We start from the raw sequence: 17,795 nt of genomic DNA, 5'->3' as shown, positions 1-17,795 counted from the left end.
TGGACAACGCTGGGTAGCGTCACCACGTTTTGGCGGTTCCACGCGGACCAGAGGCAGGACGGGGCCGGGGGGTTAGCCCGTCCGGTCGCCGAGAAGCGTGGGCTGCCACAGCCTCCGCCTCCGCCTCCGCCTCCGCATTGGCGAGAGTTGGATTGCGACAGTCGGTGATCGCTGCTTCGGATCTCGGGTGCGTATGCGGCGGTGACTTGCGTAGTGTGTCGCGGCATCAGCGTGTAGCTCAGTGAGGAGAGCACCGGGCTTGCATCCCGGAGGGCGCGGGGGCGGGGCCCGCCACGCTGGCGTGAGCGACAACGACATCCGTGTCGGCGTGGGTTTCCCCCTGGGCCAGCTGGCGTGTGCCCTGACGACCGCCGGGACGCATGAGGACGAGGCCACCCGTCAGCGGGCGGAGCTGCGGGTACGCCGCTGGCAGCAGGTCGTGGACGGGATGGCCGGGGGAGGGCTGGACATTGGTTCGCGTACCCCGGTGAGAGGTCTGCCGGCATGGGTGACGCCGGAGGTGGTCCACGGCGGGTTCGCGACCGGGGAGCCGGCGGCGGGCGGTCCGCTGCGCCCGGACGAGACCGACCGGGCGCAGCGGCTGGGCCTGCCCGCCGACCGCCGGGCGTTGTTTTGGTCCTGGTTGACCGACGCGGGATTGGAAGAGCTGGGCGAGCTGCTCGACAGCGGCCGCTACCGGGTGAAGTACGCGGAAGAGACGGCGCTGCCGGTGGTGGCGTGGTTGCTGCGAGCTGGCGAGCGCGACGCCGCCTTGGGCGTTCTGGATGAGATCGCACCGTTCGCCGAACGGCTGCGGTTCACCCCGGCTCCGAGCGATCAGCGCGCCGGCGACCCGGACGTCGTGTATCGGCAGACGGCGGGCGACGTGCGCCGGATCCTGGAGCAGCGGCAGCCGAACGCGCAGATCGAGACGATGCGCGAGGCGCTGACGGTGTGGAATCCGTTCGCCGACGAGTTGTTGACGTTGTGGTGCGAGACCCGTGACGGCGGCCGGATCGGCGCGGTGACGCTGGACGGCTGGCTGCCGCGAGCCGTGCAGCTGCTGGCCCGCTACCAGCAGCTCACCGCCGAGCACACCCTATGCAGCAAGCATCGCAACCCGAAGGGCAGCATCGGCGTACTGCGAACTGCGCTGGAGCGACGCGTGGCCGGAGCAGAGCTGACGCCACGGGAGCGTGGCCTGGTCCAAAGCGCGGTGGATGCGATGCTGCGCAAGCGCGGCCAGCCAGGCAGCCCCGAGCACACCGCGCTACGCGAGCAGCAGGCCCGCGAGGCGGCGCGGCCCCGCCACCATCAGCTGGCGCAGTTGGTCGCCGCCCGGCTGGCCGGCCTACCTCAGGACATCGGGATCGGCGACGTCGACCACGTGCTACGCCCAGTCGACGCTGACGAGGCCCACCCGGCGGGTGTGGTGGCGGGCTGGCCGACACCACGCCCCGTCGCCCGCGTCGTCACCCGCGCCGCCGCCGGAACCCTGGAGCAGTTGATCGACCGCGGCGTCATCGCCTCGGCGGAGGAGCTGGCACGGCTCACCCCGCGGTTGGCGGCGGCGACTGCGGCTTCGGCGTACCCGGACCCGGCCCTGCGCATTCTGACGGACGCCACGTACCGTGCCTTCCGGAATCGCCGCTCCCTGTTGCTGCTGAACCTGGAGCACCAGGTGCGCGTGGCCGAGCTGCCCTGGGTCCAGGCAGTCGCGTCCGCCCGGACCGACACCAGCGACACCCGCAACCAGGCGCGTCGCACCCTGGTCCGGCTGGCCTCCGCCGCGGTCTGCGGGTTCCCGGCCACGCTCTTGCCCAACCCGCTCGTCGGGGAACTGTCGACGCTGTCGAAGCAGGCGAGCCTGCAACTGCCGTGGGTCGAGGAGCTCGCGGCCGACATCTTCATGGGCACGTTCTCGGCGAAGTTCCTCCAGGCGGCCAAACTCGCTGGCCGGCGGCTCGCGGACAGCCTGTACGCGCGGTACTACGACATCGACTACCCGGCCATCGCCGCGATCGACGACACCAGCAGGCGGCTGATCCGGCGTACGCGGACCTCGGACGCCTTCGATCACCTGTGCCGCGACCGGGTCGGCGCCTCCGGTAAGCGGTCGTGGTTCAACGTCGCGGCCAACGGGGTCATCATCGAACAGGCGCAGATTCTGACCACGCACAACCTGGCCACGATCGCCGAGCTCGGCATCGACCTGCCCTCGACGTACCTAGCGAAGCGGTGCATGGATACGGTGCTGCGGCTGACGGCGCGTATCCACCACAACCCTCGGCCGCTGGGCACCGTCAAGAACAACGCGCACGCGTGGCGGCAAATGCTGTTCTTCCTGTCGCTATCCTCCTGGGAGGGGCAGGAGGCCTTCGCGGCCTACGCCGAGAAGCGGTTGGCCACCCAGCCAGACCACGTGCGGACCCGGCTAGCGCCGGCCGTGACCGGACTCGCGCACGTGATCAGCGGTGGAAAGTTCGACGCGGACGGCAGGGCGGGCACCGGCCGACGGCTGCTCGGCTGGACCACGACGGAGCACTGGATGCTCGACCCGGGACCGCGGGACTGAGGGGAGCCCGGTCCTTCAGCGAAGGTCAGGTGCCCGCAGCACGGACACGGCAAGACGCCACTCACGATGGATGTTGAGGAGATCCAGGGTGGTACCAGCGGTGTCCGCGCTCACCGTGCAGATTCGATCCTTGGCGCCCGCCAGCACGTTGCTTACCACCATCTCGACTACCTGCGGCTGAACGGCTACAGGTCGGTCATGCCACCTATCCGATCGGTGGAGACCGCCAGAGCGGCGGGGCCCCGGCTGCCGACCGGAACACGCGATGGGCGTACCGGTTGGCGGACCTGCTCACCATCAGCAGAGGCAGCCGCTGTACCCGAGCCGGTGGTTGTTGCAGGCGAGCGCACCGTACCTGCGGTATGTGGCGGCGTGCGGGTCGGTTTTCAAGCCCGCCCCCATCGCCGAAAGAAGAAGGCCCGCACCGAGCCGGTGCGGGCCTTCTTCTTGCTGTCAGCCGGTCAGAGCTTGCCCCAGATCTGGTTGGCGGTGCCGGCGCAGTCCCACAGTTGTAGCGCGGCGCCGTTGCTACCGACCCAGTCCTTGATGTCCACGCATCGGCCGGAGGAGACGTTCACCAGGGTCCGGGCGGAGGTGAGGGTGAACCGCTGCACCGGGTTGGTGTTGCAGGCGGTCAGTTGGATCGGCGTGCCGTTGGCGAGGGCGCCACCGGCCGGGTCCATGCACTTGCCCATCGCCCGCAGCGTGCCGTCACCGTGGAACGCCCAACTCTGCGCGGCGCTACCGTTGCAGTCGAACATCTGGAGGCGGGCTCCGTCGACCGGGTCGCCGCCCGGGATGTCGATGCAGCGACCGCTGAAGTTGGACTGCAGCATCGTCGCGCCGGGCGTGACCGGCGGGGTCGTCGGCGGGTTGGTGCCCGGTGGTACGCCGGGGTCGCAGTCGTTGGTGGTGACTACGCTGTCCACGTGCACGGTGCCTCCGGACCGGTGCCCGTTGATCGCCGCAGCCGCCTGCGTGGGGCTCAGCACCTGCTTCTTGGCGTGGTACACGTAGTCGACCGACTGGATCCAGGTGCTGGTGCCGACCCCCGTGCGCCCTGTCAGGTCGATGAACCACTGGTTGAAGTCGATCGACATGTTCTGCCGCGGGTAGACCTTGCCTGAGTGGTCACCGACCAGCGCGCCGTCGATGTAGTACTTCACGTGACCACCGGAGACCGTCGCCATGACGTCGTGCCAGCCGTTGATGCTGCCGGCCTGCTTGCTGTGCTGGTTGTCGGCGTACCACGGATCGGCCACGTAGGTGTACCAGCTGGTCTGGTAGTTGATCGGGCCCGGCTCACCCCAGCCGCCGTTGGGCAGGTACTCGGAGAAGTCCAGCTCGGAGTACATCGGGTCGCGCGGAGCGGCAAGCGGGGAGATGGCGTAGAAGGTCTGGTTCACGTGGTCGCCGTCCGGGCCGCTGACCGGGGCGTCGGCGAACTTTATCCGGGCGAGGTAGGTGCCCTCGAAGAAGCGGCGGTTGCTCTGCGAGAACTCGGCGTGCGACGTACCGCCCGCGGTGCCGTCGGTGACCGCTCGCAGCTGGGCGACCTTCTGCCCGTCGACGGTCGGGAACGACACATTGTCAGCGAGCCAGCGCGCACCACTCACGCCCGGGCCGCCGGGACTGCTCCGGATGCTCCAGCCCCGCTGGACAAGGGCCGCGTCCGTACGGGACGAGTAGTTGAAGTCATCGAAGAGCACGCCGCAGCCGACCGCGGCGCTGCTGCTCGGCGCGGCGACGATACCGATGCCGGTGAGGGCTGCGACGGTTGCGGCGAGGGTCGCACCAATGGCGATCTTGCGGGTTGGCGTTGGCGTAAGCCCCATGGGGGGTGCACTCCTTCGCATGAGAGGTGCCGGCTGGCCTGGGGGCCTGCCAGGACTGAGGCGGACGATGACCTCAGCACCGGATCGACCAGTGGTGTGGCAATCGGCCGTCTGGACACCCTCGTCCATCCAATGATTTACGTCAATGCCGCACGTGCGGGCTTCCGACCCTCCAGCACAGGCCGCCGTCCGGTCAGCGACCGGCAATGCCAGCCCGGTCAACTGCGTCCGGCGATCTGCGAGGGTCTCCGCGGCGAGGGCAGTTCCGTTCACGTCGAGTGGGGTTACCGGAAGTACCAGATCGGTGGCTCCGATCACCGACGCGGCAACGAGGAACACTTTAGAAGGAACTTCTTGGCGCACCTGGGTCGGCGACCCGACCTCGACGGCCGCCACGACTGACCAGCGGTGCCGCTACGAGCAGCATGACCGCTGCCTTACCTGGAGCCTCGCCCTCGCTGATCCCCGGGCGCGCCGCACCCACCCTGAGCTGCAAGATCAGCTTCGAGGAAGGCTCAAGGTAAGAGGCTGGGAGCGGCACCCCGGCCAGGTCGGCGGATGGCGATGGGTGTCGTGGTCGCGGCTGCGGCGCTTCCGGCCGGTCACCCGTCGCGTGGGTGACCGGCCGGTCGCGTCACCGGCACGGATGCCGGTCGAGGCCGATCAGGACGACGCGGCGCAGGAGATGTCGCCGGGCACGGTGTCGGGGCCGTTGGCGGTGAAGCCGAAGGTGGTCGTCCCGTTCGGGGGCAGGGCACCGTTCCACGCCTCGTTGCGCACCGTCACCGTCGAGCCGGAGACGGTGTGCCGGCCGCTCCAGAGCGAGCCGATCGAGGTGCCGCTCGGCGAGGTCCAGGTGACCGTCCAGTTCCTGGTCGCGCTGGTTCCGGTGTTCCTCACGGCCACCTCGGCCTGGTAGCCGCCCGACCAGGAGGTGGTCACCCGGTAGGTCGCCGTGCAACCGGCGTCGCCGCCACCGCCGTCGATAGTCGTGAAGGTACGTCCCGGCGAGGGGGCGGAGGTGTTGCCGGCGGCGTCCCGGGCCCGGACGCTGAAGGTGTAGCTGGTGTTCGCGGTCAGCCCGGTGGCGGTGTAGCTGGTGCCGGAGACGGTGCCCACCACGGTCGCCGCGCCGGTCCCGGTCGCCCGGAGCACCTCGTACGAGGTGACGCCGACGTTGTCGGACGCGGCGGCCCAGGCCAGCGAGGCGCCGGTGGCGGTGATGCCGCTGACGGCGGGCTGCCCCGGGGCGGTCGGCGCGATGGTGTCGCCGCCCCCGCCGTTGGCGTACCGCTCGGCCAGGCTGATGCCGGTCGTGCTGGCCGCGCCGCCCAACCGGACCGCGTGGTCCAACCCGACGAACTTGTTGTTGTGTTGCCACAGCGCCGGCTTGAGCAGGGCGTACTTCTGCTCGTCCCAGGTCTTCCAGTCGTCGAGCAGCAGTCCGCCCGTGTCGCCCGAGTTGGGGTTGAGCACCCAGAACGTCTGGTGCAGCCCGTGCTCGACGATCAGGTCACGCAGTGCGGTCATCCACTTGTCCTGCCGAGCGTCCTGGCCGAGTCGGCCGCCCCACTCGCCGATCAGCAACGGCGCGGTGTCGTCCTCGTGGATGAAGAGCCAGTTGGGCCGCCACACGTCGTTGGTCAGTGAGGTCTTGTCGAACTCCTTCTGGAACCAGGGCTGCTCGAAGACCAGCGGACCGTAGTCGTGCGGCGAGTACACCAGTTGGTCCTGGTGGGCGCCCAGGTTGATGGGCAGGGTGCGCACGCCGCGCAGGTTGCCGCCCCACCAGTTGTAGTAGTAGTTCGGCGAGAGGTCGGGGTCGGTGTTCGGCGAGCTCCAGCTCTCGCCCTCGCGGGGGTAGACCTCGATTCCCTCGACCAGGATCAGCAGGTTGGGATTGATGGCCAGGATCCGTCGGGCGGCGGTTTCCGCGACGTGCTTCCAGTTGTCCTGGTCGGCCGAGTTGTCCCACTTCGCGCGCGGCGGCTGGTTCGGTGTGCCGTGCGGTTCGTTCTTGAGGTCCATCGCGACGATGGTGTCGTTGGTGAGGTAACGCGCGGTGACCCACTCCCACGCCTGGTAGAAGTGCTCGGTGGTGATCGTGCCCTTATACCACATCGGATGGATGTGCCCGGAGTTGTCGGCCTCCGCGCTGTGCACGTCCAGCATGACCTTCAGGCCGTACTGCTCGCAGAGCTGAAGCCAGTAGTCGAAGACCTGCAGGCCGTTCTTGCCGGCCAGTTCCGGGTTGGCGTAGGTGTTGACGTTGACGGGGCCGAACGTTCCGGCCTTCCACTCCAGCAGCAGTTGGGTGGAGACGGGCACCCGGACGATGTTGATGCCCCGGTCGGCCATCGACTTGGTGATCTGGGTGATGTTGCCGGACCACAGGCCGTGGAAGACCCGTTCCGAGGCGTTGAACCCGAACCAGTTGGTTCCCGTCAGCCAAACCTCGTTGCCGGCCTCGTCGACGATCTTGTTGCCCTCGGTGTGCAGCCAGTCGTTGGCGGGAACCGCGGCTGCGGCGGGTGCGGTGGTGGGGGTGGCTCCGGCCGGGACGGCGACGCCGGGGCCGGCCGCGACGGCGCCGGCCAGCACGGCAGCGGCGGCGGCGAGAGCTCTTCGTTTCATGGACACTGACGCCTCCAGGCGGTGGTGGGCGGTTTCGCAACGCATCCAGCGGGACAAATGGAAGCGCTCCCATACGGTATTGCCGAGACGTCCGCGAGGGAAGACCCCGTCGGGTACGGCCCGCCGCACACCACCTGGCCGTACCCGCAGACGGGTGCCGCGCCGGCCGCCGACGAGGGCCGACCGCCGGCACGGTGCTGGCGGGAGTGGCCGAGCCGCGCAGTGGGTGAGGAGTAGCCTCGCCCGGTGTGGGGCCGCGCAGCGAGTGGCCTGCACCGCAACGCGTCGACCGTCAGCGGGTACGCCACCCCTGCACGGGATGGGCAGGAGGATGTCGGCAACTCATCGTCAGTGGCGTCGGGCGGCTCCGTCCGCCCACCGCCCGACCGCGCCGGTGCTGCTGGTGTTCGGGTGCGGCGTGCACCGGGTCGACGGGCGGTGGACGCTGACGCCAGCGAGCGCCGCCCGCGTCGACGCGGCGGTCGCCCACGTCGCCACCTACCGCAGCGGTGCCGCGCGGCTTCCCCGACCTCGCGTCGTCTTCAGCGGTGGCTGGCCGGGGCGACACCGCTGCGAGGACATGCCACCGCCGGGCTGCCGCGAGGGCGACCTGATGCTGAGCCGCGCCCGGGCAGCCGGGCTCGGCCGGTACGCGGACCTGATGGCCGAGACGCGGTCGACGAGCACCTTGGAAAACGTGCTCTACGCGGTCGAGGACGGACTGCTCGCGGATGTCCCGTTCGGCCCGGGACAGCCGCTGGGCCTGGTCTCCCACCCGTGGCACCTGCCCCGCGTCAGGTTCCTTGCCGGGCGGCTGCTTCGGCTTCCCACCGGCGCGATGCTCGACATCCCGGTGCCGGACGCCGGCACTGTCGGTTCCTCCTGGTCACCGCGTGCGCTGCACGCCGCGGCGTGGCTGGGCCTGCTGGGCGCACGCAGCCCGGCCGCGCTGCTGCGCCGCGAGCGGCGGCTCGTCGCGCTGGTGGCGACGCTCACCCGCCGACGACGCCGTCCGCCGGCACCGCCGAGGCGGCCCGAGACCGCGCGCGGGCGGACGGAGTGAGGATCGCCCGCCGGGGGTAAGGGTGCCGGCACCGGGTCCGCGGTGGACACGCGTCGCGCGCTGACGAGGAGGGTGGCATGACACATGCCGTCGTGGTCCTGCCGGTGTACCAGCCGGATGAGAGGCTCGTCGAACTCGTGGCTGAGCTGCGTACGGCGACACCACACACGGCTGTCGTCGTGGTGGACGACGGCAGCGGCCCGAACTCGGCGCGACTGCTGCGGCGGGTGAGCGACCTCGGCTGCGCGGTGCGGCGCCTGGACCGTCACCGCGGCAAGGGGAGCGCGCTCAAGGAGGGTTGCCGGTACGTGTTGCGAGCCCACCCGGGAAAGGACGTGGTGTGCGCCGACGCCGACGGCCAGCACCGGGCGACAGACATTCTGCGCCTGGCCGAACGGGTACGCGACACCAGGGCCATCGTGCTCGGCGTACGTCGCTTCGACGGTGACGTGCCGCTACGCAGCCGGATCGGCAACGCCGTCACGCGGACCCTGTTCAAGGTGACCACCGGTGTGGCGGCGTCCGACACCCAGACCGGTCTGCGGGCCTATCCGCACGAGCTGGTGCGCTGGCTGCTGACGATCCCGGGCGAGCGTTTCGACTACGAGATGGCCGTCCTGGTCGCCGCCGCCCGCAACCGCTGCCCGATCGAGCAGGTCACGGTGCCCACCCGGTACCTCGACGGGAACGCCTCCTCGCACTTCGGGGTGCTCGTCGACTCCGTGCGGACGTACCGGCCGCTGCTGGTGCCCGCCGAGACACCCAGGCCCGACGCGCCGTGCGCCGGCCGCTGAGCCGGCGCGACATGCTCCCCGGCGGCCCGCGGCACCGTTGCCCGGTGCGCCCACCCTGCTGCATCTCGTGGACAACGCGCTCGCCGTCGACGGCAGCCATCAGCTGGTGGCGCCGAACACCATCCGGTCGGAGGCGCTGCAACTGTTGTTGCGCGACGTGCGTCTCGGCGGGTGTACGGACCGCGCGGCGCTGGCGGCCCACGAGCGGATCACCGAACTCAAGATGAGGCTCCTCGGCGACCGGGTGTCCCTCGCGACGGCGTGGCGCATCGCCCGGCAACAGGACTGGGACACCCACGGGTCGGTGCCGCACCGGGCGGGGTACAGGCGGGACGGGTCCTGCCGGGCGCCGGCCACCGCCCGCCGTGCCGGGAGCGGTGCTCAGGTGAGCACGTCGCGGACCCGGTCGCGCTCCGCCTGGAACAGGCTCCAGAGGTGGCTCTCGTCCGCGTCCGGCAGGTTCTCGACCTTGCCGTAGTCGAACGGCGGCTGGGGGTCGTACTCCAGGAACGCCTGCCCGCGCCCGGCGGTGCGCTCTCCCCACAACCGCGCGGCGACCACCAGCGCGGCGTCCATGCCGGCGCTGACGCCGGCGCTGGTCACGATACGCCCGTCGACGACCCAGCGATGCCGCTTGAACCGCGCGCCGGACAGGGGCAGCTCGTCGGCGAACGCCCAGTAGGTGGTCGCCGAGCGGCCACGCAGGATGCCCGCGGCGGCCAGCAGCAGCACGCCGGTGCAGATGCCGAACGTGACGCGGGTGTGCTGGTGCGCGGCGCGGATGTAGGCCAGGATGCGCGGGTCCCGCATCAGGATGCTCGGCTGTCCCGGGCCGGGCACGACGAGCACGTCCGGCCGGGGGAGCGTGTCGTAGGTGGCGGTCGGCACCCACTGCATGCCGCTGTCGCCGGCGGATATCGGCGTCAGGTCCGGGCCGACGAAGTGCAGCCGCGCCGGTGGTCCGCCCGCGCGCCGGGCGGCGCTGAGGACGCTCTGCGGGCCCACCAGGTCGAGCGGGACGAGCCCGTCGAAGACCAGGAACGCGATGTCGAGCGGCTCCTCGTCGCTGGCCGGTGACCTGCGGTGGGCCGCGGCCGGGTCGGCGCCGCCCATGGTCAGGCCGGTCGCGGCGAGTGCGGCTCCGATGGTCAGCAGCTGCCGCCGGCTCGGATTGTCAGGCATGATTCGCACCTTCCTGGAATTGGTGGCGGTACGCGGTCGGGGCCATCCCCAGGACCCGGTGGAAGGCCTGCCGCATGGTTTCGGGGCTGCGGAAGCCGCACTGCTTGGCCACGACCTCGACGGGGTCGTCACCGGCTTCGAGGAGCTGCTGGGCGGCCTCGACGCGGATCCGCTGGACGTACTGGCCGGGCGTGGTGCGCAGCACCTCGATGAACAGTCGGGACAGGTGACGCGGGCTCACCGCGGCGCGGGCGGCCATCGCCTCCAGCGAGTGGTCCGCGTGCGGCTGCTCGGCGACCGCGTCGAGCGCCGCCCGCAGCGCCGGGTGGCGCGACGACCGGGCGCGGCCGCGTACCGACAGCTGCGACTGGTTGGCCGGCCGTTGCAGGAAGACCACCAGCCACTGGCCGACCTGGCGGGCGAGCGCACCGCCGTGGTCGCGTTCCACCAGTGCCAGGGCGAGGTCGATGCCGGCGGTGACCCCGGCGGCGGTGTACACGTCGCCGTCGCGCACGTACATGCCGTCGGACTCGACGGTGACCCGCGGGTACCGGTCGGCCAGCTCCCGGCAGGAGGCCCAGTGGGTGGTCGCCCGGCGGCCGTCGAGCAGGCCGGCCTCGGCCAGCACGAACGCGCCGACGCACACCGAGGCCAGCACCGTGCACCGCTCGCGCACGCGGCGTACCGCCTGCGCGAGCGGCACCAGCGCGCTGCCGGTCGGCGCGGTGTCGCACCCGGCGACCATCAGGATGTGCACCGGGTCGGTCACCGCGTCCAGGGCCGTGTCGACGCCGAGGCGTATCCCTTCCCGGGTGTGCACCGGCCGGCCGCCGGGCGAGGCCAGCCGGACCCGGTAGTCGCCCCCGCACCTGGCCGCGAGCGCGAACACCTGCAAAGGCCCGGCAACGTCCAGCAGCACCGCGCCGTCTCCCGCCGCGATGAGCACGTCCCGGGTGCCGTCGACGCGCGAAGGCGGAGCTCCCATGCAGCGAGTATTGGAGGAGGCGCCGGTCGCGGCAACGACGGTCGGCCCACAGATCCGGCCATGCTCGTCCGGAACCACAGTCGCCCGCCGGACGACCACCCGGCGACCGCCCATCTGGGATCGACGTGGACCCGCCGTGACGAGTGGTACAACCACCGGTGCGGCGTCCGGTCGACCGCGCGGGTCCTGTTGTCGGTGGACGAGACCTCGTACGAGGGCGGGACGATGGGCGCCGACCATCCGCACGCGTGGTGCGTCGAGATCGCGGGTGGGCGCTCGTTCTACACCGCGGGTGGGCACACCGCCGAGGCGTACGACGAGCCGGACTTCCGGGCCCATCTGCTGGGCGGGATCCGATGGGCGGCCGGTTGATGCGTCACGGATCGCTGTCACTAGACCCGTCACCCGTCCGGCTAGAAGATCTTTGTTGTTCGTTGTCTCAGCCCACTGGTGTTCAGTCCCAGAAGTTGAACAGCAGCTCGCCGACCGTGGTCGGTTTCCAGTAGTCGATCTGGTCGTGTTCATGCGGGCTGAGGGCGTTCAGGTCGACCTGTGACAGGGCGGTCTGCAGCTGCTCGGCGGTGAGGGACTGGGCGTCGGTCCGGGTGGTGAGGGCGGCGGCGAGGTCGGGGTGGTCGACGAACGTCACCATGACGTCGCCGTCGCCCTGGGGGCGGGCGAAGGCGATGAGCGGCAGGATGGTGTGCCGCAGCACCGCGATGTGGTCGTGGGCGCCGGCGATGTCGACCGTGTGGAAGCTCGGTGTGACGCCAGCGGGGGTGACGCCGATGACGGTGGCGTCGACGGTTCGGGCGGCGTGGTGGCAGACGGCGGTGAAGGCCCTGAGATCCGCTTGGGCGCCGGGTGGCGGGTTGAAGCCGGTGGCTCCGGGCGGCAGCTTCATGGTCGGGCTCCGTGGTCGTCGCGGTCGGTGCGGGCTATCCGACGCCGTCGGGGAGGCTCGGGCTTGCCTACCTCGAACGGGCGATGGGCTGCCGCGCAGCCACTTCTGCAAGGGCAGCGAGGAGCCTTCCGCACCCCGCATCGGCTGAGACGACTTTCAGCGGGTCGGCAGTGGTGCGACCGGGCGAACCGCCGTGAACTGGGCGTGTACGTACCGGGTGGCGGAGAGCAGCAGCAGCCACTCGTCGCAGCCCTGCCACGGGTAGACGTCGGCGGCTCCGCCACGTACGGTTCGGGGCCCCTCGCCGGTCCGGGGCCGCGCGTCTGCCGGCGCGTCCGCGAACCCGGGGATCCACACGTCGGCGCAGAGCTCGTTCGCCGATCCCATCGCCGCCAGCCCGAACGCGTTCTCCCCGGCGGCCGTCCGCGGCTCGTCGCCGAAGTCGTCGAGCAGTTGGTCCTCGCCGGGTTTTCCGTCACCGCGGAAGGTCAGCGTGGTGGTGCCGGCCCGGGCCGCGTACTCCCACTGCGCCTCGCTGGGCAACCGGAACGGCAACAGCTCGAGCAGGTCGTCCAGGTCGTCTTCGAGCCGTGCCGTGCCAGTGTCCGCCTCGGCGTACTCGTCCTCGTACCCGGGCAGCCAGTGCCGGACCTGCGCCACCGTCAGCGGGTGCCGGGCGATCAGGAACGGCTCGACCCGCACCTCCCGTACCGGCTGTGCGTCTCCGGCACTGGCGAGGAACGGCTCGATGGTGTCCTCGACCCCACCGCTGCGCTCGATGGCGCGTACCGCGTCCAGCTCCGCGTCGGACAGGCCCATCCGAAACGTGCCGCCCGGAACCTTCCGGAACAGCACGCCCGACGGGATGTGCCGCCATGCCGGGCGCCCGGCCACGATCTCCCCGGTCCACATGGCGCCGAACGCTAGCAGCCCGGTCGCCGGTCGGTGCTTTCCGACGGCCCCAGCCCGCGCATGAATCAACTGCCTGGCGCCTTCTTGATCGGAATCTCTCTTCGATACCCGAACGGACTGTCCCGTCCGCGTCATGGTTGCGGATGGCAAGGTGGCGGGCCGGGAGTTCGTAGCGTAGGGCCGGGCGGTTGGGGGTCGGGATGTCCGGACCTGCTCCGCGAAATCGGTCGGTCCGCGCCGTCGCCGAAGTGGCAGCGGCGCGGACCGACGGCCCAGTCGACCGGTGGCGGTCAGCCCGGCAGGGCCACCGGTGCCGGGGTCGACCGGTGGGTGGTGGTGCCGTCGCCGAGCTGCCCGAACGAGTTGTCGCCCCAGCACCACAGGCTGCCATCGGTGCGCATCGCGCAGGCGTGGTAGGACGCGGCGATGCTGTCGGTCCAGGTGGTGGCGCTACCGACCCGGGTCGGGGTGGACCGGTGGGTGGTGGTGCCGTCGCCGAGCTGCCCGGAGGCGTTGTGGCCCCAGCACCACAGGCTGCCGTCGGTGCGCGTCGCGCACGACGAGTCGACGCTGGTCTCGACCCTTGCCCAGATGGTGGCGGTGCCGACCTGGAGTGGGGTGGTCTGGAAGCCGGCGCCCCCGCCCACCTGGCCGTACCCGTTCTCGCCCCAGCACCACATCGTCCCGTCGATGCGGATGGCACAGGTGTGCACGTACCCGGCCGTCACGCCGCTCCACGTGGTCGTGGTGCCCACCTGCGTCGGTGTCGCCCGGTAGTCCCGGATGCCGAGACCGAGCTGCCCGTCCGAACTGCTGCCCCAGCACCACAGCGTCCGGTCGGTGCGGATGGCGCAGGTGTGCGCGTACCCGGTCGTGACGCTCGCCCAGGTGGTGGCCGTGCCGACCTGCACGGGGGCGGTCGCCAGATGGGGGGTAGCGCCGGTGCCGAGCTGCCCGTGTCGGTTCGAGCCCCAGCACCACAGGGTGCCGGTGGTCTGGACGGCGCACGTGTGATTGGCGGCGGTGCTGACGCTGGCCCAGGTGGTGCCGTCGCCGATCCGTACGGGGCTGCTCCGTCTCGTGGTCGTCCCGTCGCCGAGCTGCCCGTTGTGGTTGCTGCCCCAGCACCACAGCGTTCCGTCCGTGCGTACCCCGCAGGTGGTGCTCATGCTGGCGTCGATATGCGCCCAGGTGGTGGCGTCGCCGATCCGGACCGGAGCGGTCCGTTGCGTGGTGGTCCCGTCGCCGAGCTGGCCGTAGAAGTTGTTGCCCCAGCACCAGAGTGCGCCGTCGGTGCGGATCACACAGGTGTGCAGATCGCCCGCGGCGACCCGGGACACCGACGCGGCGGCGAGCGAGGCGTCCGGCGTGCCCCGGTCGGCAGGGCTGGCGCCCGCCGTGGCCGCGCCCGCCGTGAACCCGAGGGCCAGCACGGTGAGCCCGACGGCGGCCGCCGCCGCGACGGCGGTTCGGGCTGCCCGCCGCCACCGCGTCCCTAGCCGCCCCTCCCGATGTTCGTTCATTGTCGTTCTCCCTAGACATCGTCGGTTTCGTACGGTGGAGGCGGCGTTGCCCCGACAGGTCGCCAGCGACCCATCACTTCACATCGATGAAACGATACATTGATTTACGTCAGTACCACTCCCTCGGACCTCTGCCGACTGGCCGCTTCCAGGACGCCCGACGCCCTGGTGGGGCAGCGGCCGAGGGTGTCATGTAGTTGCCGGAGTCGATCGAGCGGATCATCGAGGCGTACGCGCGGCCTGCCATGGAGGCCCTCGCCACGATGGGCCCACACGCGCAGCCGGTGATCCCCGTACTCGACCGTCTGATCAGTTCCCGGCACCGTGTCCCGGTGTACCTGGGCGACTTCGACGCCGAGATGCGCGCCGACGAGCGACTGCTGCAGCTCGCCCTGGCCACCCGCGCCCAGATCACCGCCGTCCCCGCCTGAAGGCTGCCGCAGCAGCAGCGAGCCATCGACGCGAACAGACCCGTACCAACGATCAGGAGGAACATTCCGTGCCCAAGACCAGACATGAGTATGACCAGGAGAGCCTGCGCCGGCGGCTGGAGGTCCTCCGGCTCCCCGTTGCTCCGCTGCGCCACGCCGGCTACCTGAGCCCCGACCGGACCGACCGGCAGTGGGAGCGGACACCCGAGACGGTCGGTGTCGGCCCGGACAATCGGGCCGTCGCCGTCTGGGCCAGCCGGGAGCACCCTGAACGGCGTCTGATCACGGTGCATGACGGCGGCCGGCAGCCGGTCCGGTCCGTGCAGCTCGACGGGTGCGTCCAACCCTGGTTCGTGCAGCCCCTACCCGGCGACCGCATCCTGCTCGCCCGCTCGCGAAACCGCGATGGCGCCAACGCGGAGGTATGGACCTGCGACGGGCGACGAGAACATCAGGGTGACCTCGGCGACGCGATCGGGCACCTGCTGACCACCCCCTCTGGCGCAATCTGGGCCGGCTACTTCGACGAGGCCATGGCCGGCAGCGGCCCCCAGACGCACGGCCTCGCCCGCTTCACCGCAGACCTCGAACCGGACTGGCTCTATCCGCAACGACCAGCAATGCCGGAGATCTTCGACTGCTACGCCCTCAACCTCGCCGACGAGACGGCATGGACCTGCGCCTACACCCAGTTCCACCTCGTCTCCGTCACCGGCGACACGCCGACCGACCACGGCCCGGCCCCCTACCGCAGCGCGCACGCCCTGCTGACCGACGGCACCACTGGCGCGTTCATCCGGGGTTACGGACCCGAGTACGACCTGGTCACTCCGTTCCAGATCGATGCCGCCACGGTGACACCTGCCGGTGAACCGACTCGGCTCGTCCTGCCCGACGGCATGGAGGTACGTGGAGCCCGTACCTTCTGCCGCGGCCACGAGCTGCACGTCATCATCGGAACATCCTGGTACCGCACCGATCTTGGACTACTCAGCCAGCGGTAGGGCCTTCGACGTCTCCTCGCCCAATACGGTGCGCGGCAAGGTCAACACCTGCCCGCACCGTTTGTGTTTCCGGGCAGCGGGTGAGCCGGAGCCCGAGTTGCCGGTGGACCTCGGCCTCGTCGGCCGTCTCGGCGTCGCGGAGCACGGTGTCGATGTCGCCGAGCGCCGTCACCAGGTTCGTGATTCTGGTTCGGTCATCCGGCGTGGGCTGTTGCCGGCGATCGCGGGGAGATCTGTGCCGGCGCGGGCGCGTTCGGTATTGGTTGGGCGATTGATCCGCTGACCACAGCCGGGTCCCCGAGCCGCAGAGGGCAGGCGGGAAAGGCGGACCGGCCGTCCGACCTTGTACCGTCCAGGTCTGACGCCGCCGTCGCTGGCTGCGGCCGTGCAGGAGGTGGCCGGCCCGGCCGATGGTGTCCGTGGGCTCGGCGGCCCGGCCCCGTTCTCGTGACGGCCGCTCGCCCAGCCGGCGGACCGCCGGAGGACGGCAGCCGAACCGATCAGAAGGGCATCATGAGCCGCTCCACACCACCGTCCACGACCGGGCTGATCGACGCCGTGAACGGCCTGCCGGTACGCCGGCACACGGACACCGGGGCCTACTACGTCCGCAAGGCCGGGTGGCCGCACTTCTGGGGTCGGACCCTGGACGCGCTCGTGGTGATGGTGGTGGCCGGGGTCCTCATGGGCGCCGTCGACGCGGCCAACCAGGACCTCGCGTTCGGCCGGCTCTCCATGGCCATGTTCGCCAGCACCGGTGTTCATGCCGCAGTCATGGCCGCCATCTGGTTCGTGGTGGTCTTCGCGTACGGCATGGTCTGGGGATCGCTCGGCAGCCTCGGGGACGCCGCCTCCGGCATGCGCTCCGTCAGGACCTCCGACGGGGAAGGCTTCGGGGCCTGGCGGGGAGGCTGGCGGGCCCTCTGCTGGTCCTTCGCGCCCCTGTACATGGTGGTGAGCATCGCCGCTGTCTTCAGCGGCAGCGGCGGGGACAGCTTCGAGACCAGGTTCACCGCCATCGACCTCCGTTCCGGTCTCGCGCGGGGCCAGGCACCCGTTCCCGACCCGACCGCGCAGGCTGCGGAACAGTTCACCGAGCCTGCGCGCCAGAAGCTTCCACCCCGGTGATGATCCTGACCGGGGTGGATCCGGAGACGGGGCTTACCGCAGTTGGCGTGCGTCAACCCCGGCCCACGCCTGCCCACGCGTGATCGGCCGGCTCCGGTCGTCGTCAGGAGAGGCGTTCGATCGTGACGGGGACCAGGCCGTGGCAGCGGGCCACGTCGGTGACCTGGCGCAGCACCCAGCGCAGTCCCTCTCCACCGGCCGGGTCGGACGTCACGTCGATGCTCCACGCGACACCGCCGACGCGGCGGAGATGCCAGAGGTGGTTCGTGTCGTTGACCCGTAGCCGGCCGGTGCCGACGACGCCCGGCTCGGTCACGTCCGTGCCAGGGGCGGCGCCGAGCCGCAGCAACGCCGACAGGCGGGCTATCGCGTCACCGTCCGGTTCACCGGTGAAGAGCACCCGGTGAACCGCCGGGCCGGTGCCCAGCCGCAACGGTGTGCCGGCCGCCAGCGGGACGTCGTCGCGGAAGTGCCGGCGCAGCGTGTCCTCGTCCGGTAGCGCCCCGCCGCCGAGTCGACCGTACGCCGCTTCCGCCCGGGGGCGGTTGACGGCCGTCAACCGGGAGCGCAGGCGCGGGTCCGTGCGGACTGCTCGCACGAACGCCGCCGAGCTCCACCAGCCGGCGTCCGCCGCCGTCCAGCAGGCACTGCGCAGCCGTACGGCCGACAGGTCGTCGTCCAGCACGAACTCCTCGACCAGCAGTCCCGCCCCCGTCGTGTCCTCCCCGCCGCCCGCTTGCAGCAGGTAGTAGTGGAGCATCGCAGTGCTTGCGGGCAGCGTCGGTGTCACCGGGGCCATTCCGGGACGATACTGCCTCGTCGGGC

At 71.0% G+C, this 17,795-nt stretch carries 17 protein-coding genes and 1 tRNA gene; 9 read left to right on the top strand and 9 right to left on the bottom strand.

Annotated features, from left to right (window positions below):
• The first annotated feature begins 227 nt into the window (after positions 1 to 227).
• Positions 228 to 300, top strand: a tRNA-Ala gene (locus tag AB0G08_RS02365).
• Position 301: 1 nt separating this feature from the next.
• Entirely contained in the window at positions 302 to 2,575 is a 2,274-nt protein-coding gene (locus tag AB0G08_RS02360) for a hypothetical protein (protein WP_358081949.1), read from the top strand.
• Positions 2,576 to 3,036: 461 nt separating this feature from the next.
• Here the strand turns inward: AB0G08_RS02360 and AB0G08_RS02355 are convergent, their stop codons facing one another.
• Together AB0G08_RS02355 and AB0G08_RS02350 are read right to left on the bottom strand one after the other, a co-directional pair.
• A complete protein-coding gene (locus tag AB0G08_RS02355; protein WP_358081947.1) occupies positions 3,037 to 4,410 on the bottom strand; it encodes an RICIN domain-containing protein in 1,374 nt (457 codons plus the stop codon).
• 663 nt (positions 4,411 to 5,073) lie between these two features.
• Positions 5,074 to 7,044, bottom strand: a complete 1,971-nt coding sequence (locus tag AB0G08_RS02350) for a cellulase family glycosylhydrolase (protein WP_358081944.1) — start codon at positions 7,042 to 7,044, stop codon at positions 5,074 to 5,076.
• Positions 7,045 to 7,375: 331 nt separating this feature from the next.
• Between AB0G08_RS02350 and AB0G08_RS02345 the strand changes: the two genes are divergently transcribed.
• Complete coding sequence (locus tag AB0G08_RS02345) at positions 7,376 to 8,107, top strand: YdcF family protein (protein WP_358081941.1); 732 nt, start codon at positions 7,376 to 7,378, stop codon at positions 8,105 to 8,107.
• Between the two features lie 77 nt (positions 8,108 to 8,184).
• Entirely contained in the window at positions 8,185 to 8,901 is a 717-nt protein-coding gene (locus AB0G08_RS02340) for a glycosyltransferase family 2 protein (protein ID WP_358081938.1), read from the top strand.
• 99 nt (positions 8,902 to 9,000) lie between these two features.
• Here the strand turns inward: AB0G08_RS02340 and AB0G08_RS02335 are convergent, their stop codons facing one another.
• The 3 genes from AB0G08_RS02335 to AB0G08_RS02325 all read right to left on the bottom strand — a co-directional run bounded on the left by AB0G08_RS02335 (position 9,001) and on the right by AB0G08_RS02325 (position 11,068).
• A complete protein-coding gene (locus AB0G08_RS02335) occupies positions 9,001 to 9,123 on the bottom strand; it encodes a hypothetical protein (protein ID WP_358081935.1) in 123 nt (40 codons plus the stop codon).
• A gap of 159 nt (positions 9,124 to 9,282) precedes the next feature.
• On the bottom strand, positions 9,283 to 10,083 hold the full coding sequence (locus AB0G08_RS02330; RefSeq protein WP_358081933.1) for a DJ-1/PfpI family protein: 801 nt from the start codon (positions 10,081 to 10,083) through the stop codon (positions 9,283 to 9,285).
• A complete protein-coding gene (locus tag AB0G08_RS02325; RefSeq protein ID WP_358081930.1) occupies positions 10,076 to 11,068 on the bottom strand; it encodes a GlxA family transcriptional regulator in 993 nt (330 codons plus the stop codon). Before AB0G08_RS02325 ends, AB0G08_RS02330 begins: the two co-directional genes overlap by 8 nt.
• Before the next feature lie 60 nt (positions 11,069 to 11,128).
• Between AB0G08_RS02325 and AB0G08_RS02320 the strand changes: the two genes are divergently transcribed.
• Positions 11,129 to 11,440, top strand: a complete 312-nt coding sequence (locus tag AB0G08_RS02320; protein ID WP_358081927.1) for a ThuA domain-containing protein — start codon at positions 11,129 to 11,131, stop codon at positions 11,438 to 11,440.
• Between the two features lie 82 nt (positions 11,441 to 11,522).
• Here the strand turns inward: AB0G08_RS02320 and AB0G08_RS02315 are convergent, their stop codons facing one another.
• The 3 genes from AB0G08_RS02315 to AB0G08_RS02305 all read right to left on the bottom strand — a co-directional run bounded on the left by AB0G08_RS02315 (position 11,523) and on the right by AB0G08_RS02305 (position 14,407).
• A complete protein-coding gene (locus AB0G08_RS02315) occupies positions 11,523 to 11,972 on the bottom strand; it encodes a hypothetical protein (RefSeq protein WP_358081924.1) in 450 nt (149 codons plus the stop codon).
• Positions 11,973 to 12,128: 156 nt separating this feature from the next.
• Positions 12,129 to 12,884: an SUMF1/EgtB/PvdO family nonheme iron enzyme gene (locus AB0G08_RS02310; RefSeq protein ID WP_358081922.1), complete on the bottom strand. Its 756-nt coding sequence runs from the start codon at positions 12,882 to 12,884 to the stop codon at positions 12,129 to 12,131.
• Positions 12,885 to 13,174: 290 nt separating this feature from the next.
• On the bottom strand, positions 13,175 to 14,407 hold the full coding sequence (locus AB0G08_RS02305) for a hypothetical protein (RefSeq protein ID WP_358081919.1): 1,233 nt from the start codon (positions 14,405 to 14,407) through the stop codon (positions 13,175 to 13,177).
• Positions 14,408 to 14,604: 197 nt separating this feature from the next.
• Between AB0G08_RS02305 and AB0G08_RS02300 the strand changes: the two genes are divergently transcribed.
• The 4 genes from AB0G08_RS02300 to AB0G08_RS02285 all read left to right on the top strand — a co-directional run bounded on the left by AB0G08_RS02300 (position 14,605) and on the right by AB0G08_RS02285 (position 16,970).
• On the top strand, positions 14,605 to 14,838 hold the full coding sequence (locus AB0G08_RS02300) for a hypothetical protein (RefSeq protein WP_358081917.1): 234 nt from the start codon (positions 14,605 to 14,607) through the stop codon (positions 14,836 to 14,838).
• 68 nt (positions 14,839 to 14,906) lie between these two features.
• The gene (locus AB0G08_RS02295) at positions 14,907 to 15,842 is read left to right on the top strand and encodes a hypothetical protein (RefSeq protein WP_358081915.1); all 936 of its coding nucleotides are present in this window, start codon (positions 14,907 to 14,909) and stop codon (positions 15,840 to 15,842) included.
• Positions 15,820 to 16,125, top strand: a complete 306-nt coding sequence (locus tag AB0G08_RS02290) for a hypothetical protein (RefSeq protein ID WP_358081912.1) — start codon at positions 15,820 to 15,822, stop codon at positions 16,123 to 16,125. The genes AB0G08_RS02295 and AB0G08_RS02290 overlap by 23 nt, the downstream gene beginning before the upstream one ends.
• Positions 16,126 to 16,355: 230 nt before the next feature.
• Positions 16,356 to 16,970, top strand: a complete 615-nt coding sequence (locus AB0G08_RS02285) for a hypothetical protein (RefSeq protein WP_358081909.1) — start codon at positions 16,356 to 16,358, stop codon at positions 16,968 to 16,970.
• 103 nt (positions 16,971 to 17,073) lie between these two features.
• On the opposite strand, the gene AB0G08_RS02280 is transcribed toward AB0G08_RS02285, so the two are convergent.
• On the bottom strand, positions 17,074 to 17,769 hold the full coding sequence (locus AB0G08_RS02280; RefSeq protein WP_358081907.1) for a hypothetical protein: 696 nt from the start codon (positions 17,767 to 17,769) through the stop codon (positions 17,074 to 17,076).
• Positions 17,770 to 17,795: the final 26 nt, after the last annotated feature.

The organism is Micromonospora sp. NPDC023644 (genome assembly GCF_040640115.1).
Taxonomy (GTDB): domain Bacteria; phylum Actinomycetota; class Actinomycetes; order Mycobacteriales; family Micromonosporaceae; genus Micromonospora.
Note: the sequence above shows the minus strand (reverse complement) of the source record. Positions and strands in the feature narration are given on the sequence as shown.